23 protein-coding genes are annotated in these 20,350 nt (G+C 63.6%); 10 read left to right on the forward strand and 13 right to left on the reverse strand.

Features of this window, described 5'->3' with window-relative positions:
* Nucleotides 1–31: 31 nt before the first annotated feature.
* The 4 genes from GBB11_RS07410 to GBB11_RS07425 all read right to left on the reverse strand — a co-directional run bounded on the left by GBB11_RS07410 (nucleotide 32) and on the right by GBB11_RS07425 (nucleotide 3,576).
* A complete protein-coding gene (locus GBB11_RS07410) occupies nucleotides 32–931 on the reverse strand; it encodes a TIGR02569 family protein (protein WP_151550046.1) in 900 nt (299 codons plus the stop codon).
* Nucleotides 932–1,013: 82 nt separating this feature from the next.
* A complete protein-coding gene (locus tag GBB11_RS07415; RefSeq protein WP_225979268.1) occupies nucleotides 1,014–2,246 on the reverse strand; it encodes a HesA/MoeB/ThiF family protein in 1,233 nt (410 codons plus the stop codon).
* 5 nt (nucleotides 2,247–2,251) lie between these two features.
* Nucleotides 2,252–3,109: a DUF3152 domain-containing protein gene (locus GBB11_RS07420; RefSeq protein ID WP_151550047.1), complete on the reverse strand. Its 858-nt coding sequence runs from the start codon at nucleotides 3,107–3,109 to the stop codon at nucleotides 2,252–2,254.
* Between the two features lie 239 nt (nucleotides 3,110–3,348).
* Entirely contained in the window at nucleotides 3,349–3,576 is a 228-nt protein-coding gene (locus GBB11_RS07425) for a DUF3107 domain-containing protein (RefSeq protein WP_151550048.1), read from the reverse strand.
* A gap of 422 nt (nucleotides 3,577–3,998) precedes the next feature.
* Between GBB11_RS07425 and GBB11_RS07430 the strand changes: the two genes are divergently transcribed.
* A complete protein-coding gene (locus GBB11_RS07430) occupies nucleotides 3,999–5,306 on the forward strand; it encodes a DEAD/DEAH box helicase (RefSeq protein ID WP_151550100.1) in 1,308 nt (435 codons plus the stop codon).
* 23 nt (nucleotides 5,307–5,329) lie between these two features.
* Nucleotides 5,330–6,625 (forward strand): hypothetical protein, encoded by a 1,296-nt coding sequence (locus GBB11_RS07435; protein ID WP_151550049.1) that lies wholly within the window; start codon nucleotides 5,330–5,332, stop codon nucleotides 6,623–6,625.
* Between the two features lie 36 nt (nucleotides 6,626–6,661).
* Here GBB11_RS07435 and GBB11_RS07440 read toward each other — a convergent pair whose 3' ends face one another.
* A complete protein-coding gene (locus tag GBB11_RS07440) occupies nucleotides 6,662–7,132 on the reverse strand; it encodes a hypothetical protein (RefSeq protein WP_192796010.1) in 471 nt (156 codons plus the stop codon).
* A gap of 98 nt (nucleotides 7,133–7,230) precedes the next feature.
* Here GBB11_RS07440 and GBB11_RS07445 point away from each other — a divergent pair, with 98 nt between their 5' ends.
* The 3 genes from GBB11_RS07445 (at nucleotide 7,231) to GBB11_RS11065 (ending at nucleotide 9,079) form a co-directional block, all read left to right on the forward strand.
* Nucleotides 7,231–8,253 carry a diacylglycerol kinase family protein gene (locus GBB11_RS07445; protein WP_192796420.1) on the forward strand — a complete coding sequence of 341 codons (1,023 nt, stop codon included), beginning with the start codon at nucleotides 7,231–7,233 and terminating at the stop codon, nucleotides 8,251–8,253.
* 383 nt (nucleotides 8,254–8,636) lie between these two features.
* A complete protein-coding gene (locus GBB11_RS07450; RefSeq protein ID WP_151529467.1) occupies nucleotides 8,637–8,900 on the forward strand; it encodes a WhiB family transcriptional regulator in 264 nt (87 codons plus the stop codon).
* A gap of 104 nt (nucleotides 8,901–9,004) precedes the next feature.
* The gene (locus GBB11_RS11065; RefSeq protein WP_370513275.1) at nucleotides 9,005–9,079 is read left to right on the forward strand and encodes a 50S ribosomal protein bL37; all 75 of its coding nucleotides are present in this window, start codon (nucleotides 9,005–9,007) and stop codon (nucleotides 9,077–9,079) included.
* Nucleotides 9,080–9,166: 87 nt separating this feature from the next.
* On the opposite strand, the gene rsrA is transcribed toward GBB11_RS11065, so the two are convergent.
* The 3 genes from rsrA to GBB11_RS07465 are packed head-to-tail and all read right to left on the reverse strand — an operon-like array spanning nucleotide 9,167 to nucleotide 10,868.
* Complete coding sequence (gene rsrA, locus GBB11_RS07455; RefSeq protein WP_151550051.1) at nucleotides 9,167–9,433, reverse strand: mycothiol system anti-sigma-R factor; 267 nt, start codon at nucleotides 9,431–9,433, stop codon at nucleotides 9,167–9,169.
* Nucleotides 9,430–10,098, reverse strand: a complete 669-nt coding sequence (locus GBB11_RS07460) for a sigma-70 family RNA polymerase sigma factor (protein WP_151550052.1) — start codon at nucleotides 10,096–10,098, stop codon at nucleotides 9,430–9,432. Before GBB11_RS07460 ends, rsrA begins: the two co-directional genes overlap by 4 nt.
* A gap of 50 nt (nucleotides 10,099–10,148) precedes the next feature.
* The gene (locus GBB11_RS07465) at nucleotides 10,149–10,868 is read right to left on the reverse strand and encodes a metal-dependent transcriptional regulator (protein WP_151550053.1); all 720 of its coding nucleotides are present in this window, start codon (nucleotides 10,866–10,868) and stop codon (nucleotides 10,149–10,151) included.
* 65 nt (nucleotides 10,869–10,933) lie between these two features.
* Here GBB11_RS07465 and ybaK point away from each other — a divergent pair, with 65 nt between their 5' ends.
* A complete protein-coding gene (ybaK, locus tag GBB11_RS07470) occupies nucleotides 10,934–11,461 on the forward strand; it encodes a Cys-tRNA(Pro) deacylase (RefSeq protein ID WP_151550054.1) in 528 nt (175 codons plus the stop codon).
* A gap of 42 nt (nucleotides 11,462–11,503) precedes the next feature.
* On the opposite strand, the gene GBB11_RS07475 is transcribed toward ybaK, so the two are convergent.
* The gene (locus GBB11_RS07475) at nucleotides 11,504–12,181 is read right to left on the reverse strand and encodes an SOS response-associated peptidase (RefSeq protein WP_151550055.1); all 678 of its coding nucleotides are present in this window, start codon (nucleotides 12,179–12,181) and stop codon (nucleotides 11,504–11,506) included.
* Nucleotides 12,182–12,291: 110 nt separating this feature from the next.
* On the opposite strand from GBB11_RS07475, the gene aroA reads away from it, so the two are divergent.
* From aroA to GBB11_RS07490, 3 genes are read left to right on the forward strand one after another with little or no spacing between them, the layout of a single operon-like run.
* Entirely contained in the window at nucleotides 12,292–13,629 is a 1,338-nt protein-coding gene (gene aroA / locus GBB11_RS07480) for a 3-phosphoshikimate 1-carboxyvinyltransferase (protein ID WP_151550056.1), read from the forward strand.
* 9 nt (nucleotides 13,630–13,638) lie between these two features.
* The gene (rsgA, locus tag GBB11_RS07485; protein WP_151550057.1) at nucleotides 13,639–14,655 is read left to right on the forward strand and encodes a ribosome small subunit-dependent GTPase A; all 1,017 of its coding nucleotides are present in this window, start codon (nucleotides 13,639–13,641) and stop codon (nucleotides 14,653–14,655) included.
* Nucleotides 14,652–16,097, forward strand: coding sequence for a chloride channel protein (locus GBB11_RS07490; RefSeq protein ID WP_225979270.1), 1,446 nt, complete (start codon nucleotides 14,652–14,654; stop codon nucleotides 16,095–16,097). The genes rsgA and GBB11_RS07490 overlap by 4 nt, the downstream gene beginning before the upstream one ends.
* On the opposite strand, the gene GBB11_RS07495 is transcribed toward GBB11_RS07490, so the two are convergent.
* The 4 genes from GBB11_RS07495 to GBB11_RS07510 form a co-directional block, all read right to left on the reverse strand.
* Complete coding sequence (locus GBB11_RS07495; protein WP_151550058.1) at nucleotides 16,098–17,387, reverse strand: fatty acid desaturase; 1,290 nt, start codon at nucleotides 17,385–17,387, stop codon at nucleotides 16,098–16,100.
* A gap of 53 nt (nucleotides 17,388–17,440) precedes the next feature.
* On the reverse strand, nucleotides 17,441–18,550 hold the full coding sequence (locus GBB11_RS07500) for a ferredoxin reductase (protein ID WP_151550059.1): 1,110 nt from the start codon (nucleotides 18,548–18,550) through the stop codon (nucleotides 17,441–17,443).
* 106 nt (nucleotides 18,551–18,656) lie between these two features.
* Nucleotides 18,657–19,163, reverse strand: coding sequence for a hypothetical protein (locus GBB11_RS07505; protein WP_151529477.1), 507 nt, complete (start codon nucleotides 19,161–19,163; stop codon nucleotides 18,657–18,659).
* A gap of 4 nt (nucleotides 19,164–19,167) precedes the next feature.
* Entirely contained in the window at nucleotides 19,168–19,578 is a 411-nt protein-coding gene (locus tag GBB11_RS07510) for an HAD family hydrolase (RefSeq protein WP_151550060.1), read from the reverse strand.
* A 187-nt stretch (nucleotides 19,579–19,765) separates the two neighbouring features.
* Between GBB11_RS07510 and GBB11_RS07515 the strand changes: the two genes are divergently transcribed.
* The gene (locus tag GBB11_RS07515) at nucleotides 19,766–20,341 is read left to right on the forward strand and encodes a hypothetical protein (protein WP_151550061.1); all 576 of its coding nucleotides are present in this window, start codon (nucleotides 19,766–19,768) and stop codon (nucleotides 20,339–20,341) included.
* Nucleotides 20,342–20,350 lie beyond the last annotated feature (9 nt).

Consider the following 20,350-nt stretch of genomic DNA (forward strand, 5'->3'; position numbering starts at 1 on the left):
CACACATTCGAAGAATGCGGGGGAATCTGGGCTAGGAGTCGGCGTCGAGACGCTCGCCAAGTTCGCGGGCCAAAGCCACAATGCGGCGGCTGTGTGCGGGGCGGCTCGCTGGGTGCAGCGCATGCACATAGAGGCGATAGAGCACCCCGCGGGCGGCCAGGGCGTCGAGATAACGCAGATGCGAGAAACGATCCAGCACCCCGATATCGACGGCATCGGCGATGATGCCATCTACCATCGTCAGCGCCGCGGTATACGCATGCGGGTGGGCCACGGGCACGATCTCGGTCACGATCGGGGCCTGGCTACCGGAGAAAATGGTGGTACCCAACATGTCAGCGTGGCCCAACTGCACCTCGAGGGGAATCTCGGGCACCCGCCGATGCAGCTCCGCAGCGGCGCTCAGCGCCTCCACCTCGTGGCCGCGGGCGGGGCGATCGCCCTCAAAAGCGCGGGCCAACAACTCGGCCGGCTGTTCTGCCCACGCGGCACGATCAGCCAGCTGAAAAATGCTGGCTTCATCGTCGACCTGCTGCATATCGCGGCCCACCCACTGGGGCACCGGCACCTCGGCGAGAGCGTCGGCGAGCAGAAGGGCCGCGCCCACGGTTTCATCGACACGCTGCGCTGGTTCGCCCACCACATAGGCATTAGCCCGGAATCCCGAGATCACCACGCGCCCATCGGTGGAGCGCACCGGCCGCACCAGCCGCACACCACGAGGGCTGAGGCTATCGCGCAGCTTGGCCGACCACGCGGCAAAAGACGCCGAGGGGGCTCGGGAAATCACCACGTTTCCACATTTGATGCCGTTGTCCCACGCCGCGCCGAGTCGCTCTGCTGCGGCGATGTGATGGGTGGGCACTCGGAAAGCCTCAAAAACGTGCCCCGGTACCGAGCCCACGGGTGTCGAGTCGGTGGTGTCAGTCATAGCCCCTAGATTAGCGTTGCACCCCACGCGCCCGGCGCGCACACCACGGCCATGGGCAAGATTGCGTTCCGAGCTGCGCCTTCTACTGGTTCATCCACCAGTACATGATGCCCCCATCGAGGGTGATGACGCGCGCGAAACCATGGGCCAGCAGGATCCGCGCGGCCTCTTCCGAGCGGACTCCCGCTTTGCAATACAGCGCCACCGGCTGGGCGCGATCCAGCTCGGCGACTTGGCCGAGGTCCCCGGCGCGCAGCCGCGAGAGCGGAGCGAGCAGGCTCTCGCCCAGTACTCCCCCTTCCCATTCGATGGGTTCGCGCACATCCACCGAGATCATGCCCTCCTCGAGCAGGGCGGGCAGCTCCTCCATCGAGCGGTGTTCCGGCTCCTTTGTGGGCGCAGGCGGGGCGGTGTTCTCGGCGTCTCGCGGTGTCTTCTGGGGATCGATCGTGTGTCCTTCCTGGGCATCGGCGCTCCGGCGGGTGGCCGCATCCACCGCAGCAGCAGCTGTCGTCGCTGCTGGGCTGTCTCCCCACTCGCATGCCTCGACCACGGTGCGGTGACGCAGCGCCGCCGATTCCGGGTGCGGGGAAAAGGAGAAGGTTTTGAAGTTGTTATTCGCCGCATCCCAGGTAGCGAGGCGGCCGATGAGCGGGGTACCGAATCCGGTGATGAGCTTGATCACCTCGGTGGCCATCATGGTGCCGATCACCCCGGGCAGCACACCAAAGACGCCGGCCTCGGCGCAGTTGGGGGCGCTACCGGGCGGCGGCGGGGTGGGAAAAATATCGCGCAAGGTATAGCCCTCGGCGAAGACAGATAGCTGACCGCCGAATTGCTGGATGCTGCCCCATACCAGCGGAATGGACTGCTCCGCACAGTGATCGGCCACCAGATAGCGGGTAGCGAAGTTATCGGAGCCATCCACCACGATGTCGTATTCACTGAGGATGTCTCGGGCATTAGTGGCCGTGAGTGCACAGTGGTGGGTGCGCACCTCCACCTCGGGGTTGAGCTCGCGGGCAAAGCGGGCCGCGGACTGCACCTTCGGCGTGCCGATATCGCTGGTGCGGTGCACCACCTGGCGCTGCAGGTTAGACAGGTCCACCGCGTCAGCGTCGATAATGCCCAGACACCCCACCCCAGCCGCGGCTAAGTATTCAATCACCGGGCTACCGAGCCCGCCAGCACCAATCGCCAGCACCGAGGCTCCGTAGAGTTTCTGCTGCCCCTGCAGCCCGATTCCAGGCAGGGAGAGATGGCGGGCATAACGTGCCGTCGCCCCAGCGGGCAGCGGCCGCGGTGTGAGAGTCACCGATTTTATTCCTTCTTGCCGTTCGGATAGGGCCACGCGTTATAGCTGCAGGTGGCGTTATCGTCGGGGTAGATCTCGTTGGGGTCGATCTTGTTCAGCTCCGAATTAGAGAGGCTGAGGGTTTGTTGCATCATGATCGGCGCGAGGGCGCCATCGCGGCCACACGGCACATGCTGCGCATAGCCGATACCGTGTCCTACCTCGTGGTTGATGAGGTATTGGCGATAGGCGCCGAGATCACCAGCGAAAGGCCGGGCGCCACGCACCCAGCGGGATTCGTTGAGCACCACGCGATTGCCGTCGGAGGTAAAGCAGGAGGTCTCCATGCCCAAGTTGGCGCCGCAACTCTTGTGCGTGGTGTTCACACTGCTCAGCTGGATGCGTAGATCCGCCTTGTCCGGATTGTCGATGTGCTTGAAGCCAAACTCGGGATCGGCGGTCCAGCCCTTCGGATTGGTCAGGGTGGCATCCACCATCGCGGCAAAGCCATCGTCGCCGCCATAGTGGGCGGCGTTGAGCCCCTCTTCCACTTCGATCACATAAGTGAAGGTGCGCGGGCGGCCCGCCCCAGCTTCGGCGCCAGGTGCGCCCACCGTGCGGTAGGTGCCACGACCGTCTTCGGTATAGGGCCCGCCTTCGGGCAGCTGACCGCCCTCGGTCAGAAACGTCAGATCTGCGGGATTAGGCACCGGCGGTCGCCCCTCGTCGCGACCTGTGCTCGTGGCTGCCGGCGGAACGGAGGAGGCGGTGGGGGGTGTGGTAGCGGCGGGCTGATGGATGATGTCGACGAGCACCCACACGGTGATGATCGCCAGCACCGGAATGGCATAGGCCCGCCAGCCATAGTCGCGGGCGAAACGCACGAAGAAGGAGTCCGTGGACTCTTCTGCTTCTCGACGCTCCCCCGCTGCTTCATGCCGCCCCGGCGACGGCGCCGGCTCCGGCCTGTGGTGGCGCGAGGCAGCGATGTCATCGTCGCTATTCCACGCGTTATAGCGGTCGGGGCGGTCCTCCCCGTCCTGGCCGCGTAGATGTCTTCTCTCGTCGATGACTCGCTACTCCTTCTGCCTCGTGATCCTGCGCGCTGCGCCTGTCGGCGGCGTTAGTTGATAAAGCCCACTGGATGAGCGTGTGCGGAACCGAATTCCACATAAGCGATAGAGCTACTACGGACCACATACTTTCGGCCCTTGTCATCATCCAGAGTCACAGAGGTCGGCTCTGTGCTGGCGAGTGCCTGCTGCACCTGCGCGAGCACCTCATCCTGGGCGCGATCGGAGGAGATAACAAGCTCGCGTGGGCTGTCATTGAAACCAATTTTGATGTCCATACAGATGCCCTCTTTCCATGTCTGTGACGATGGCGCGGCACCTGCCTAGGCTACCGCGCCGGTGCGTATGAATTAACGGTTATCGTCTCATATGCACAGTGAGGATAGTAGTTCTCTGCCACCGTGCACTGAGGCAGTCTCCAATACTAGTGGCTGGACAGTTAGTATCTATAGATGTGTCTGACCAAGGATCTTCCACCGCCCACGATCAGCCTCGCTCTGCCGGTTCGAGGCGTTCCCGCCGCCGAGTGCGTCGCCACACCACGCGCCAGCAGGTAGCCGAGGCCGCACCGGCACCCTCCGAGACGGCTGCGGCGACCGCTCCCCCTGCCGCTACAGAGGCTGCCGCCGCGCCCGCCGCGGCACCACCTTCTCGCAGTACAGCCGCCACGCAGGACGCCGCCACTCCGACTTTTGCGGAGCTGGGCGTCGCCGTGGAGATCGTGGAGGCCCTGGCAGAAAAGGGCATCACCCACACCTTTGCCATCCAGGAGCTCACGCTGCCCTTAGCGCTTGATGGCGCCGATATCATCGGCCAGGCCCGCACCGGCATGGGCAAGACCCTCGGTTTCGGCGTGCCGCTTCTTGATCGCGTCTTTGACGCCGCCGATGTAGCGGAGCTCGATGGCACCCCGCGCGCCCTGATTGTCTGCCCCACCCGCGAGCTGGCGGTACAGGTGAGTGAGGATCTCGCCACTGCCGCAGCCCGCCTGCCGGTGCGGGTACTGGCGATCTACGGTGGCACCCCCTATGAGGATCAAATTTCGGCACTCGAGCGAGGCGTGGACGTGGTCGTGGGCACGCCGGGACGGCTCCTTGATCTTGCCCAGCGCGGGGCACTGCGGCTCAACGAGGTGGCGATCCTAGTTCTCGACGAGGCCGATGAGATGCTCGATCTGGGCTTTTTGCCCGATATTGAAAAGCTCATGGCCATGCTCACCCACGCCCACCAGACGATGTTGTTCTCGGCCACCATGCCCGGCCCCATCATCACCTTGGCCCGAGGCTTCATGCACAAGCCGGTGCATATTCGGGCCGAGTCGGCGGAGTCCTCGCAGACACACGCCTCTACCCGCCAGGTGGTGATGCAGGCGCACCAGATGGATAAAACGGCGATTATTTCCCGCATTCTGCAGGCTCCCGGCCGCGGCCGCACCATCATTTTCACCCGCACGAAGCGTTCCTCGGCGACATTGGCCGAAAGCCTTGCCGCCCATGGCTTTGCAGTGGGGGCGGTGCACGGCGATATGGGACAATCGGCCCGCGAGCGCTCACTCACTGCGTTCCGCGAGGGACGCATCACGATCCTGGTGGCCACCGATGTGGCCGCCCGCGGTATCGACATTGATGATGTCACCCATGTGATCAACTATCAGACCCCGGACGATCCGATGACCTATGTGCACCGGATTGGCCGCACCGGACGCGCTGGCCACACCGGAACGGCCGTCACCTTGGTGGGCTTTGATGAGCTGCACAAGTGGGCGCTGATCAATGATGAGCTCAAGCTCGACCAGCAGGAACCGCCACAGTGGTTCTCTACCTCCCCAGAGCTATTCGAGGCCCTCGATATTCCCGAGGGCGCTACGGATTCCATCGGCGATGCCCGCCCCGTCTTCGGCGGGGGTGCCTCGAGCCTGCGTGGTCGCGGCAGCCGCCCGCGGGGCGCTGGGCGCAGCCACGGGCGCGGTCAGCAGAACGGCCGCGGAGGGCGCGGGCGCCGTAACTAGAAAGTGCGGTATCCTTCAGCCTCATGAGTTCACGCGATAGCGGTGCGGCTGGTGCTGCCACCCCTGCTCGGCGCCGCCTCACCCCCGCTGCGGGCTGGTCTGTGCTCGCGCTACTGGTGGCGCTCATCTGTGTGCTCACATACCTCAGCGCCCCGGCCCGCCACGCGCATCTGCGCAGCTCCATCGGCCCAGAGGAGCAGCCCCCGCAGGTGCCGAGTGTGGTCACCTCCTTCCCGGAGTCCATGCATAAACAGTGGACGCTCACCGCTGAGTCCTCGCTGCAGCAGCGGGATACCTATGTGATCGATGGCTTGGTAATCGCCGCGGAGGACCACCGAGTGTTCGCCTTCGACCCCGCCACCGAGACCGAGCGCTGGTCCTATGAGCGCAGCGATGCCACCGTCTGCGCACTATCTTTGGCATTTTCGCAGGTGATGGTGTCCTTCTCCACGGGCTTCGGCTGCGGTGAAACCACGGCCATCGATGCCGATACCGGCCGTTATAACAGCACCCGCGCGGTGCTCACCGAAGAGCCCGTGCAGTCGCTGCGTTCCAATGACGCCGCGGGGGTGTACAACGATGAGTTGGTGGTGCTGTGGCGTTCGGATCTGGTGCGCACCATCCAGGTGGGTAAGGATCCCGCCCCGCAGGAGCGCGAACAGCTGGGCCGTGGTTATTGCCGCATTGGTTCCGCTCTGACTCGGCTGAGCACCCTGGCCCTCATCGATATCTGCGCGCCTGAGGAAGCCGGCAATAACAGTGGTGCCCCTGTGGCTCGGCTGCACTTTTTCGACCGCAATCCCGAGGATTCCCGCAAGCCGGAGCCCGAGAAAACCATCGAGCTCGAGCAGCCGGACGCCCAGCTTCTGGCCGTCGCTGAGGATGCCGCCGCGGTGTACTACCCGCCCCAAGACCTGCGCGTCCAGGGACGTATTGTCTCCTATGGCATCAATGGCGAGGTGCTGAGCGAGCGCGGCGTGGCACCGCTCTTCGATCCGCGCACCATCATTCACGCCGATCTTCCCCACCACATCACGGTCTACACCGATCGCGGCCTCATCCTCTTCCACCCCACGACCCTCGCCGTGGAACACATCTTCTCCGACGCCATCGGCTCCGGGGTGGCAATGGGCACCGATGCCGTGGCCTATCCCGTCCGTGATGGTCTCGCCCTCGCCGAGTGGCACCGGGGCAAGCGGATCGACCATGTCCGCGCCTCCATCGACGATGGCGCCGATTCCACCCCGATTAATCTGCGCCTTTCTGGGGACACGATCATCGCCCAACAGGGCTCAACGATCACAGGGTGGCGTCGATAATCGCTTATCGACGCCACCCTGCAGGCATATTCTCGCCTAGTACTGCGCTGCCGCCCAGCGCACGGCGACCCCGTTGAAGAGCAGGCCCAGGCCGAGCAGGCCCACAATGCCCACCGCAATGGCCGAGGGGGTGTGCCCGGCGCCGTGAATATAGAAGGCAATGGGAAGAAGCAGCATGTTGAGCATGAGTATGGGCGCGCGGCCCCAGCGCTTGCCGCGGGCGAGGAATAGTGCTGCAATGCAGACCGCGCCGAAGAAGATGAGAAAGACCACGCCGGTGCCGAAGCCGAGCAGATCGGCGCGCAGCTCATCTTCGAAAACAGCGGAGGCATCGCGATATCCCAGCAGGTCACGGGCCATGAGAAAAATGCCATACGCGATACCGAGGAGCCCCTCTACCCCGCCGAGTATCGCCGCCCAGCGAATAGGGGCGGGAACGGCGGATGCGGCCTGCTCCGCAGGGGGCGTGGACTCGGGGCTGCGGCGGGATTTTTCTGCTCTGCTCACAGAACATCAGTCTATACAACGCCGGTGGCTGCGCCCTAGACATCCCGCAGCGACGCAGCGCGCCGTCGCGGGAGCGGAATCCTTTACACTGGGGAATCGTGCGAAGCCTACTTTTGATGAACCCCAACTCCACGAGCGTCAGCCATGCCATTGTCCGCGATGTTGTGAACGCGCTCGCGCCTGTGACGTCCATCAAGGCTGTCCATACGGCCTATCCGCAGCATGCCGAGGCGATCTGCGCTGGGCTGCGGCGCTCTGATTATGACGCCATCATAATTCTCGGCGGCGATGGCACTGTCGGCGAGGTGATCAATGGCTTACTGGGCAAAGATGTTGCTGCCCGCCCCGATGCTGCCGAGCTGCCGCGACTAGTAATCATCCCCACCGGCTCCGCCAATGTCTATGCCCGCGCCCTCGGGCTGCCCAATGATCCCACAGAGGCCGCCTCTGAGATCGCGGATCTGCTCCGCGAGGGCACGGTGCGGCGCCTGCCGCTGGCCATGGCACATAATGTGGGCTCGGCAGAGACAGATCCGGACCATGATGAGTCCAAGCGCTGGCTCTGCGTGAACCTAGGCATCGGCATTGATGCCGCCGTGATTCACTCGATGGAGCAGGCCCGCAAGCGCGGCATCTCGGCAACCCCCGGCAAATACGCGCTTATTGCGGCACGCGCCTGGCGTCGCCTGCGGGCGCATCCGCCGCATATCTCTTTCCGAGCGGAGACCGCTGGCACCGTGCGGGAGGAAAAGGAGCTGCCCTTGGTGGTGGTATCCAATACCAATCCCTGGACATTTGCCGGCCCCGTTCCGGTTGTGACCAACCCCGATGCCCGAACGGAAGGTGGCCTCTCAATTTTCGCCCTCACCAGCGCCGAAGGCGCCGGTGGACTGGCGGCTTTGATGAAGACGGTGGGCTCGAATGTCCGATTCTGGTCTGCTTTGCCCGTGGATACCGGAGAAATCCAAGTTGACGATATCAACGCACTTACACTCACCCTGACAGAGAAGACGAAGTGGCAGCTAGACGGCGAGTTTATGGGCGAGACAGATCGCATCGATATCGTTTCTGTCCCCGATGTGATCGACGTGATCGCCCCTGAGGGCGCTCAAATTTCGTGAGATATGTCACTAATTTGGCGAAAGCTCTAGCCAAACAGACATAGTCGTGCAAGAATTCACTTCAGCGAAGGCAAAGAAAGCGCAACCCTTTGCCAAAATTCGGTAGAAGCAGAGATTAACCATACGTTAAACCCGCAGCTGAGACGGAACGCTTAAGCGGCGGGCGTTAATTTTTCTCTCCCTTGGCTTCACTGTAGCTAGCAAGCACGACCCCCATATTCTTGGGAGTCACTCGTGCCCTCTACTAGCCGTAGGATGTCAGAACTGCGAAGAGAAGAGCGCCCTCATCCGGATCATCCGATGCGTACCCTGCCTTCACCCGAAGCCGATAATTCACCCTGATAGATGCACTAAAGCTTTAGCTTAACTTTAAGGAGTACACCATGGACTGGCGCCACAACGCAGTTTGCCGCGACGAGGACCCTGAGCTCTTCTTCCCTGTAGGAAATTCTGGGCCCGCCCTGGCACAGATCGCCCGGGCAAAGCTGGTGTGCAACCGCTGCCCAGTAACCAACCACTGCCTGAAGTGGGCCCTCGAGTCCGGCCAAGATGCCGGCGTCTGGGGTGGTATGAGCGAGGACGAGCGCCGCGCCCTGAAGCGCCGCAACAAGGCGCTGGCGCGCCAGCGCTCCCGCGCCACAGTCTAGGAAGCGTGAGTGCCACAGTGAATTGTTCTCGCCGTGAGTGAGACGATACACTGGGCACTCAAACTTTCTTTTCATTCATACCCACCTCTAGGAAGGAGACCACTATGAGCAAGCGTGGTCGCAAGCGTAAGGACCGTCGCAAGAAGGGCGCTAACCACGGTAAGCGCCCCAACGCCTAAGCCACTGGCCTAGGCCCTAGCGCAGCAAAACCCAGCCTGGTTTCTTTGAAGAACCACGCTGGGTTTTCTCTTTTCTCACCGCTGCGGCTAGCCGATGGTCCACTCCACGCGCATCTTGAAGCGGATGGTTTCACGCAGCCGGGTGGGGGCTTTTTGGCAGCAGCACTGCCGCAGAAGCTCGCGTACCTGCTCCTCTACTCCGAGACGCTCGAAGCACTCTGGGCAGGCCTCCACGTGCCGGCGCAGCTGTGCCCGCTCGCCGGGGCTGCAATCCCCCTCCAGCAGCCGAGCGAGAGAGGCATAGGCGCGCTCGCAGCTTTCGGAGCATTCATGCTTGCGTCCGCAGTCTCTCATTGGCTCACCTTCCGCGTTGTTGTGGCCTGCTCGGTGCTGTCCGTCTCGGGCTCGACGCCGATGCCATGATCGGCAGCTACCTCTCTCAACGCATCGCGCAGCTGTCTTCTTCCCCGATGCAGCCGACTCATCACCGTTCCGAGGGGAGTGCCCATGATCTCCGCGATCTCCTTATAGGCCAGCCCCTCCACGTCTGCGTAGTAGACCACCATGCGATAGTCCTCGCTGAGCTGGTTCATCGCATCCGCAATCTGGGTATTCGGCAGCAGCTTCAATGCCTCCACCTCAGCGGATTCCAACCCGGTGGAATCGTGGGTGGAGGTATTCATCAGCTGATGATCGGTGATCTCCTCGGTGGGCAGCTGCTGCGGCCGGCGCTTTTTCTTGCGATAGCTATTGATATAGGTGTTGGTCATGATCCGGTACAGCCACGCCTTGAGATTGGTGCCCGGTTGAAAAGAGGAGAAGGCCTGATAGGCCTTGAAATAGGTTTCCTGCACGAGATCCTCGGCGTCCGCCGGGTTGCGCGTCATGCGCAGCGCGCCGCCATAGAGCTGATCCAGCAGCGGCAGGGCGTCGTCTTCGAAACGCTGCTCGAGGCTGCGCTCATCCTCGCCTGCGCGCGCTCGGCTCGTGGCCTGTGCGTCCTCAGGTGTGTCCACCATGCTTATCCCCGTGGCTCCTGCCTCTATAGTCGCGGTGTGCGCCGTGCGTCCTAGTCGTCCTCGTTTATTCTAGGGTCCGCCACGTCCACACATCGCACCGCCTCCTCATTGAGCAGCACCGGCTCAGCCGACCAGGTGCCGTCAGCTGCCCCCACATAGAGTGCCGCCATGCCGTCGAAAGGCGGCTCGCCCACTCTGATGCGCACCCCCGGCACGATGCCGTTATCGTTCAGGTAGCGCAGGATGTCCACGCTGTGATCGTGGATCCGCTCCACCACAGTGTCCGCGCCGGGAGCAAGCGCTGCCAGCGTATAACCGCCCACGGTGTCGATCTCCCCGCTCGCGCTGGGAATCGGATCCCCATGCGGGTCGCGGCTGGGGAATCCGAGAAAGCTATCAATCCGGCCGAGCAAACGATCAGAGATGGCGTGTTCGAGTAGCTCGGCCTCCTCGTGCACCTCATCCCAGCCATAGTTCAGCGTTTCCACCAAAAAGCTTTCCACCAGTCGGTGCCGCCGTACCATAGCTAGGGCCAGCTGCCGCCCCTGCGCGGTGAGGGTGATGCCGCGGTAGGGTTCGCGGTAAATATAGCCGTTCTGCGCCAGCTTTTTCACCGCCTCAGAGGCCGTGGGGGTCTTCTGCCCCATCGTGCTGGCGAGCTCTTTCAACGAGGCCGGCGCCTGCGTCCGCTCGCAAATATCAAAAATGTTCTTCAAGTAATCTTGGGTGCGCACGGGCAGATCAGTGATGGAAGGTACAGACGTATCCATACTCTCTAACCCTAGCGTTTGATCGCTGACGCGCTAGGCCCCTCCAGCGTTATAGTGTCTCCGTTATGGCAAAGAAAAAGAAAAAGGGCGCCTCGGGTGCCGCCACTCCCGCCCTGGCGGTGCTGCGCGCGGCCGGAATCGAGCATCAGGTTCACGAGTTCGACGCCGGTCACGACCACTTCGGCCAGCAGGCTGCTGCAGCACTCGGCGAGAGCGAGGGCGTCGCGGCCGCGGCCATCTTCAAAACCCTCGTGGTGGACTTAAGCGCCGGACGCGGGCCTCGCCGCAACCTCGCGGTGTGCTGCGTACCGGTCACCGGCTCGCTGTCGTTGAAGAAGGCCGCCCACGCCTTCGGCGTATCCAAGGTAAGCATGGCGGATCCGCATGACGCCGAAAAGTCCTCCGGCTATATCACCGGCGGGATCTCCCCACTGGGGCAGAAGAAACTCCTGCCCACGCGTATCGACGCCAGCGCCACGGCGCATCCGACCATCTATGTCTCCGGCGGCAAGCGCGGGCTCGATATCCAGCTCCGCGCCAGCGATATGGCTGCCGTCCTCGGCGCTGAATTCAGCGATCTCGCCGCACCCTAGGCCGAAAAGGGGCGCGGCTGGTGAGCGTCGATAAGCGCGCTGCTAGGAGATCAGCTCGGGATAATCATTGCCCACCCGGCCCACGGCCGTATCGGCTGGGGTGGTGATCACACTCGCGCGCAGGGACTCCGGCGCCGCTACGGAGACGATCGCCTCCGCCGCCTGCTGATCCTGGATGAGCCACGCCTGGGCCTCCTGGGCGGTGAGCAGGCGCGGCATGCGATCATGCAGCCACGCAAGCGGCTCGGCGCTGGCGGTGGTGATGATCGTGGTGGACATCTGCCCCAGCCCGGTGGCGACCACGCCCGCAGCCCACAGCAGCTCGCCATCTTCTCGATGGACAAAGTGCGGCTGCTTATCCTTCCACTCGTAATAGCCATCCATGGGAATCACGCAGCGGGAACGGGCGAAGGCGTCACGGAAAGACGGCTTGGTGGCGACGGTTTCAGCTCGGGCGTTAAAGAGCACGGGACCGGTACTGTCCTTCTTCCAGTGCGGCAGCAAGCCCCACCGCGCGGCCCGCAGGCTCAGCGGGGCCGTCGTAGCGGCATCCTGAAGCAGCTCGGTAGCAATAAACACCGGCACCGAGTGGGTGGGGGCGATATTGTAGCGCGGCGGCGGGCAGCCCTGCGGCGCATCAATCTCCGACACGCCGAATACCCGCTGGGCATGGCGCAACAGCTCCTGCTCAGTGGTGAATAAAACAAAACGACCACACATGGTGCCCATTGTGCCAGCAGCCTGGCCACCTATCCCCCGTATGCTCACAACCACCTGCGGTTTTAGGGCACATCGACGACGCCACCGGACCCTAGCCCTAGAATCGAGGTATGGATTCAGCACGCATGCCCCTGTGGGACAGCCCATTTGTGAAGGACCCTGTGCGCGCCCGCGTACATATCCCCGGATCGAAGTCGATGACGAACCGCGCGCTCATCTTAGCCGCGCTCGCCGACGGGCCCTCCACGATCTCCGGGGCGCTGCGCAGCCGCGATACCGACCTGATGATCGGCGCCCTCAAAGCCCTAGGCGTCTCCATCAGCGACGTCTCCCCCTCCCATGGCAGCCCCAATATTGAACTGCGCGTGCAACCCCAGCCGCTGTCGGGCACCACCATCGATTGCGGACTGGCCGGCACCCTCATGCGTTTCGTGCCCTCGGTGGCGGCGCTCGCCGATGGCACCGTGTTCTTCGACGGCGACGCCCAAGCCCGCACCCGCCCCATGAGCGCGGTGCTCAACGGCCTGCGCGGGCTGGGGGCGGATATCGACGGTACCCGGCTGCCCTTCTCGGTGCACGGAACCGGCAGCCTGCCCGGAGGGGAGATCGCTATCGACGCCTCCGGCTCCTCCCAGTTCGTATCCGGCCTGCTGCTGGCCGCCGCCCGCTTCGATAACGGCATCGAGCTGCGCCACACCGGCACCGTGCTGCCCTCCCAACCACATATCGATATGACCATCGACATGCTGCGCGAGGCCGGCGTAGAGGTAGACACCTCCGAGCGCCACGTATGGCGAGTACGCCCCGGCACCATCCGCGGCCGGCACTGGAATATCGAGCCCGATCTCTCCAACGCCACCCCCTTCCTTGCGGCGGCCGCGGTCACCGGCGGTGAGGTGACCATCCCCCACTGGCCGCACACCACCACCCAGCCCGGGGACGAGATTCGCTCCATCCTCACCCGCATGGGCGCGCAGGCCGAGCTGTACTCGCGCGGCGATAGCCACGACCTCGTGGTCACCGGCCCCAGCGATGGCCGGTTGCGCGGCATCGATATCGACATGAGCGATATTGGCGAGCTCACCCCCACCGTGGCCGCCCTGGCCACCCTGGCCAATTCCCGCTCGTTCCTGCGCGGTATCGCGCACCTGCGCGGTCATGAAACCGATCGCCTCGAGGCATTAAGCACCGAAATCACCCGGCTCGGCGGGCGCTGCGAGGCCCACGCAGACGGGCTGACCATCACCCCCATGCCCCTGCACGGCGGGGTATGGCACAGCTACCACGATCACCGCATGGCCACCGCTGGGGCCATTATCGGCCTCGTCACCGAGGGGGTACAGGTGGAAAATATCGACACCACCGCCAAAACCCTGCCCGGTTTCGACACCATGTGGGCGCAAATGATCGCCGGCACACACCCCGCTGCGCCAACACACCAGGAGTGAGGTGAGATAGTGAGTAGATCCCGGCGCGATTTTGACGAATCCGATGTAAAAATCCGCCCCTCTCGGGGCTCACGGCCACGCACGAAACACCGCCCCAAGCACAAAGACGCCGAGTTTGGCATGGTGATTAGCAAAGACCGCGGCCGCTGGGGCGTCGCTTTAGATGGCCGCGCCCCTGCGGACACCGTGACCTGCATGCGCGCCCGGGAGCTGGGTCGCACCGCCATCGAGGTGGGTGATCGCGTGGGCGTGGTGGGCGATACCAGCGGCAAGCCCGGCACCTTGGCGCGCATCGTGAAACTCAGCGAACGCTCCTCGGTGCTGCGCCGCACCGCCGACGATACCGACCCCTATGAGCGGATCGTGGTGGCCAATGCCCAGAAGCTGCTCATTGTGTGCGCCGTGGCCGATCCCCCGCCCCGGGCCGGCTTTGTGGAACGTGCTCTGGTGGCGGCCTATGTGGGCAATCTGTCGCCGGTACTGTGCTTGACCAAATCGGATCTGGCCGATCCTTCTGCCTTTGCCGCCGAGTTCGCCGCCCTCGAGGTGCCGGTGGTGGTGTGCGGGATTAACGATCCCCTCGATGAGCTCAATGCCCTCATCGACGGCCAGGTCTCCGCGCTCATCGGCCATTCCGGGGTGGGGAAATCCACCCTAGTCAACCGCATCGTGGCGGACGCGGATCGCGCGACCGGCGAGGTCTCAGGAGTGGGCAAGGGACGCCACACCTCCACGCAGTCGGTGGCGTTGCCCCTCGACTCCGGCACGGGCTGGATTATTGACACCCCCGGTATTCGCTCCTTCGGGCTGGCCCATGTCACCCCAGAGAATGTGATCGCGGTGTTTGATGATCTCGCGGCCGCCGCGGAGAGATGTTCGCGGGGCTGCACCCACCTCGGGCCTCCTGCCGATCCTGAGTGCGGATTGGATGATCTGGACGGTCCCTCAGCTCGACGCGCCGAGGCGGTGCGCCTGCTGCTCACCTCTTTGCACTCCAATGATGAATGGGAGATGAAGAACCTGTGAGCAGTACACAGCGCCCGGCAGAGGATAGCGAAGCAGCCAGCGAGGACACCACCGCGGCCAACTGCAGCACGAGCAGCAGCGGGGCCACGAATACGGTGCAACTCGCCAGCTCCGATCGCGCGCCAGCGGATAGCGGCGATACCGGCGAACGCGGCCACAAGGGCACCGGTGCGGCCACCCCGCAGGCCCGACTCAAGCGCCTCGCCTTGCTATGTATCTACACGCTTATCGTGGGTGTGGGCACCGGACTTGGGGCCGCAGCGCTGGTGAAAACGATGCAGATGGTGGAAATGCTGGTCTATAGCCGCCATGAAGGCATGACGGCCCACCTCACCGCCGGTACCACCGCCGCCCAACGCTTCTGGGGTATCACCATCGCCGGCCTTTTGGCCGGAGTGGCCTACTATCTGCTGCAAACAAAGGGCAAGCCGATCCGCTCGGTGACCGAGGGCATGAAGGGCAAGCCCATGCCCGTGCTATCGACCTTCATCAACGCCTTTTTGCAGATGATCACCGTGGCCGCCGGCGCCTCGGTGGGCCGCGAGAATGCTCCCCGCGAGCTCGGCGCCATGATGTCCAGCCAGCTCTCGCACCGGCTGGAATTGGATTCGGAGACCCGCCGTATTCTGGTGGCGGCCGCGGCCGGCGCCGGCTTGGGCGCGATCTATCACATCCCCCTCGCCGGGGCGATCTTCGCCGTGGAGATCCTCCTCGGATCCATCACCATTCGCGCGATGATGACGGTGTTGGCCTGCTCCGCGGTAGCCACAGTTACCTCTGGCATCGTGGTGGGCAATGATCCGCTCTATGCCACCATTCCGCTCTCTGAGGGCTGGGGCAATCTCGGGGCCGCAATCATCGTGGGCGCACTCTGCGGATTGCTGGGCGTGGTATTTCGCAGTGCCATTTCTCGCGCAGAGAGCAATAAGACCCATGGCGCGGCCATGCTGTGGACCATCCCTGCGGCCTTCATTCTGGTGGGGCTGATGTCTATCTATCTGCCCACTGTTCTCGGCAATGGCCGTCTCGCCGCCACCGAGGTGCTGGTGGGCCGACCGGCCCTGGCCTTCGCTGCGGCGTTGTTGGTGGCCAAGGGCATCGCCGTGTTTGTCACCTTGCGGTCCGGCGCGGTCGGCGGTGTGCTCACCCCGGGCTTCGCCATCGGCGCGCTCGCCGGCTATTGCATCGGCGTGTTCCTCCAGCCCTTCATGCCGGGACTGCCGGCCTCGGACTTCGCGCTGCTGGGCTGCGCCAGCTTCCTCTCCACTTCCATGGCCGCACCGCTATTCGCGGTGATCGTCACCATCGAGTTTACCGGCCAAACCTCCAGCGCCTATCTCGCGCTGTTCTTGGCCGCCGCCACCGCGTCCCTCGCGGGACGCGCCGCCAGCGAGACCATGAAGATCCCGCTGAACGTGACGATGCCCTGGAACCGCCCCTAACTAGCGGCGCAGCGGGGTACGGCCGGAGAAGTTCATCATCACTTCTTTCACCCCGGGGCGGATCTTCTTCAGCATGATCAGCCCCGTGGCCAAACCACGGCGCACCCCGTTCTCGCCCTCGCCCACGTGGAGATACTGCTCCACCGGGAACTTATCGCTGAAGGCCGCATTGGAGCGCACCTCCGGGGCGTTGTCCTTATCGGCCACCATGAAGCGCGGCGGCAGGCTCAGCTTGAGCAGGGTCTTTTGCACCTTGAAGAACTGCTCTGGGAAGGAGCCGGTGTGATAGGGCAAGTCATAGTCGCGGGCGACCTTCTCCACCTTCTTGCCCACCTCGGCCAAGCGGTTGGAGGGCATGGTGGGAAAGAGGTGGTGCTCGATCTGGTAGTTGAGGTTGCCGGAGAGCACGCTCAACAGGAAACCGCCGCGGAAGTTGGCCGAGCCCAGCATCTGGCGCAAGTACCACTGGTTGTGGTCCTCGGTGGCGTGCTGCTTCTTGGTGAAGGTTTCGGTCTCGTCCGGGAAGTGCCCGCAGAAGATCACCGAATAGGCCCACAGGTTACGGATCAAGTTGGCAAGCATATTGCCCTTGAGCATCGTGCCGCCCAGGCCGAAGGGAAGCGCCACGAGCGGGAAGATGGCGTAGTCCTTGGCCATCTGGTTGCGCACCTTGGCGATGGTCTGCCAGAGCTTCGGCTTGGTCTCTTCCCAGGTGGCCTTGCCGGCGGGAATCTTGCCCAGCTCCACATCGTAGAATGCCACCGCCCACTGGAAGAAGGTGGCCAAGATGGTGTTGGTCAGCGGCTGCGCCAGGTGGTAGGGCTGCCACTTGCGGTCGCGGGTCACGCGCAACACGCCATATCCCACGTCATTGTCCATGCCGAGGACATTAGTGAAGGTGTGGTGGATGTAGTTGTGCGAGTGCATCCACTGCTCCGAGGGGCAGTTATTGTCCCACTCCCACGTGCTGGAGTGCACCGTGGGATCGTTCATCCAGTCCCACTGGCCGTGCATCACATTGTGGCCGATTTCGAGGTTCTCGAGGATCTTCGACAGAGCCAATAGCCCGGTGCCGGTGGCAAAAGCCGTCTTGTTCTTGCCGAAGAACAGCGCCGCGCGACCCGCAATTTCGCAGCCACGCTGCACCCGAATCAGGTTCGTAATATAGCGCGCATCGCGCTCTCCCAGATCAGACTCCACCTCTTGCTTGATTGCGTCGAAGCGAGCTCCGATGGCGGCGATGTCCTCGTCCGTGAGATGCGAATAAGCGCGAATGTTATCGATAGCCATGTCTCTGTGTCTCTCCTTCGCGTTGCAGCGATTGTGCAGTAGTTGTGCTGGTTTTAGATACTGACGTCCCCGCAGGGCACCGAGCTACACACGCGCACTCGCTCCCCTGGGCCGCAGGTTTGGCCGGTGGTCAAATCCATAACTTGGCCCTCCTTGATCTCTTGGACGCAGGTATGGCAGATACCCATGCGGCAGCCGTGTGGCAGGGCCACCCCGATGCTTTCCGCAGCCTCCAGCACCGTGGTGGCGCCATCGACTTCCACCGAGGCGTTGCTCCCAATGCTCACCACTCCGCCCGGGTTGGACCCCGCCTTCGAGCGGTCCAAGGTGAAACGCTCGCTGTGGATCTGGCTGGGATCATCCAGCACGGCCCCCAGCTCCTGCTCCGCGGCGCGGATCATCTCCTCGGGGCCACAGACATAGACGGCGTAGCTGGATATCTCCGGGATGGCGTCTATAAGCGACTGCATACTCATCCGGCCCTGCTCGCTGGTGATGGTCAGCAGCAGGCGGACATTCGGGTGGGTGCCGAGATGCTCAAGCTCCTCGGCGAAGAGCAGATCGGAACGTTCCCGCACCGAATGGGCAACCACAATGGTGGTGTCTTCGATGGCGCCGGTATCCGCGATATAGCGCAGCATGCTGATGATGGGGGTGATGCCTGTGCCCGCGGAGATAAAGAGCAGGTGATCGGCCACGGGATCGGTGAGGTGAAAATCTCCTGCGGGCGCGGCGAGGCGAATCGCCATCCCGGCGCGGGCGTGGGAGATGAGATGCTGCGAGACCATACCGCCGTCGATAGCGCGCACGGTGATGTGGAAGATAGAGTCGCTGCCCTGCACCGGGGCATTGGTCAGCGAATAGCTGCGCCAGACGAAACGGCCGTCGATGGGCAGACCAATACCGATGAACTGCCCCGCTTGAAAGTCCAAGGGCACTCCCCAACCGGGAGCGATCTCCAGACTGACGGTGCGCTCGTTGAGTGCTTCAATCCGAATGATCTCGCCGCGCAGTTCGCGCGTCGACCACCGGTGGTTGAGCAACGCGGTGTAATCATCGGGAAGCAGGGGGTGAGTGATCGCGCCGAGAGCGCGGCGGAACTTCCGGAGCCGGTCTGGGCTGAAGCGGCGACTACGCGGGGTATTGGCAGGTGGGGTGGCCACAGCTCGGCCTCCAAAATATTTTCTCTCTAAGAAATAACTATTACGTTAGCGTACCTTAGCCCTGCCCACCCCACCTGTCTAGTTTTACCCCCGAAATCTCAGCCAGCTAGAGTAACTCCACTACAAAGGGCAGTTCGGTGGGGTCGTACCACGCCAAGAAGTGCTCGGCGGCGTCCCCAACCGCCAATTGTGCATCCTCATCGCCCAGCTCAGCGGCGTCCAACACGGCGAGGGCGCGCTTGATATCGGCTTCCGCGTCCTCGAGGTCAATATGCAGCGCGGCCACATCGCGCAGCGCCACCTCGGCTGGGCTGAGCCGCACCACCGACTCGCCCATCTCCGGCTGGAATTCCACGGCCTGATCATCCACATCCGCGCTGATCACCACGCGGCGATGGGGGAAACGCTGCTCGCTATCAATAGCCAAGAGCCGAATGGAGGCCAGCGCCGCATCGTCGAAGGCGACCTCGGAGAGCTCCTCATCATCGCCGCTGGTGTAGAACTCGCGCAGCGCCGGGGTGAGGGCAAAAGCCCACCCATTGCGGGCGTGGATCACGCTCTCGCTGTGCAGCTGCTCAAGCATGGGAAAGGTGGCCGGAAGATAGACGCGCATCCGCTTAGAATTCCCCTTCGATCTCGAAGACGCCGGCGATCTCCACGATGGCGCGATCAAATTGCTGGAAGTACACGCCGATCAGGCCAGCCTCCACAGCGCCGCGCACGTTCACGATGGAATCATCCACCATCACCAGGTCCTTGCGCTCCAGCTCCAAGGTGTCGGCCGCGAATTGAAAGGCCTCCACAGTGGGCTTTTCTGCGCCGATCTCGCCGGAGAGAAGTACCGCATCGACGATACCTCGGAATTCCCACTCACGGATCTCATCCGCGCCGGGGCCGCCGGGATCATTAGACAAAATGGCGATCGGGGCGCCCTTCTTCCGCAGCGCCGAGAAGAAGTTACGCCAGCGACGCTGCACCTCCTCCGAGCCATCGAGCACTCCCACATAATCCACTACCAGTCCGCGCATTGTTCTCCTTGTGTTGTTGCTATCGCCCCAGGGGCGCATCTATGCAGGCACGGCGGGCGCCGCGCTGCTAACCATGCCATACTATACGCGGGACACAGGGGGATTCCACGGGCCACAAGCCGCCACGCGGCCGAGGGCTGCTTTCCGCGATCGCGCACATCCCGCGCAGGAAGGCCGTGTTACAGCCATGAGCGCCCAGAGCTCGCCTTTTATCTCCATTGCCGGTACCACTCATCTGAAAAAGCTGCACCCAGCCGCCGCGCTGTCCGCCACCACATCCACCACAGCCGCCGCCGAATCGACGCTTTCCCCCGTGGAGTCACTGCGCCCCCTTGAGCGTGGGGCGGCGCAGACCGCGGCCCAGCCCGGCACCCAGCCGCGAGCGCGCCAGCCGCGCCGCCTCTCGGATCTGCTCAGCATTGCCCAACCCCCGGTGAGCAGAATGCTGGCGGTGATGAGCGGGGCCGCGGAGCCCAGCACCCTCGCCCCTGCCCGCTTCGCCCTGCAGGTCCGCGCCCATGTGGCCATGATGCGTCGGCTCATCGCCGCCCAGAAAGTCACGGCGGATAGCACTCCCCCACCTATCGCCGAGCTGCGGGTGATCCCGGATGTCTACCGCCAAGACCGCTTCGACTTTGTGGTGCGCCTCGGCCAGCCGTTGGGTGGGGTGAGCCAACACCGCTTCATGGCCGGTGCCATGGAACTGCACGCGCATAAAACAACCCGCAGGGTGTGGTGTGTTCACACGCTGCGGGTGTTTTAAGCGGCGCGG

The organism is Corynebacterium sp. 74A, assembly GCF_008930665.1.
Classification (GTDB): Bacteria; Actinomycetota; Actinomycetes; order Mycobacteriales; family Mycobacteriaceae; genus Corynebacterium; species Corynebacterium megadyptis.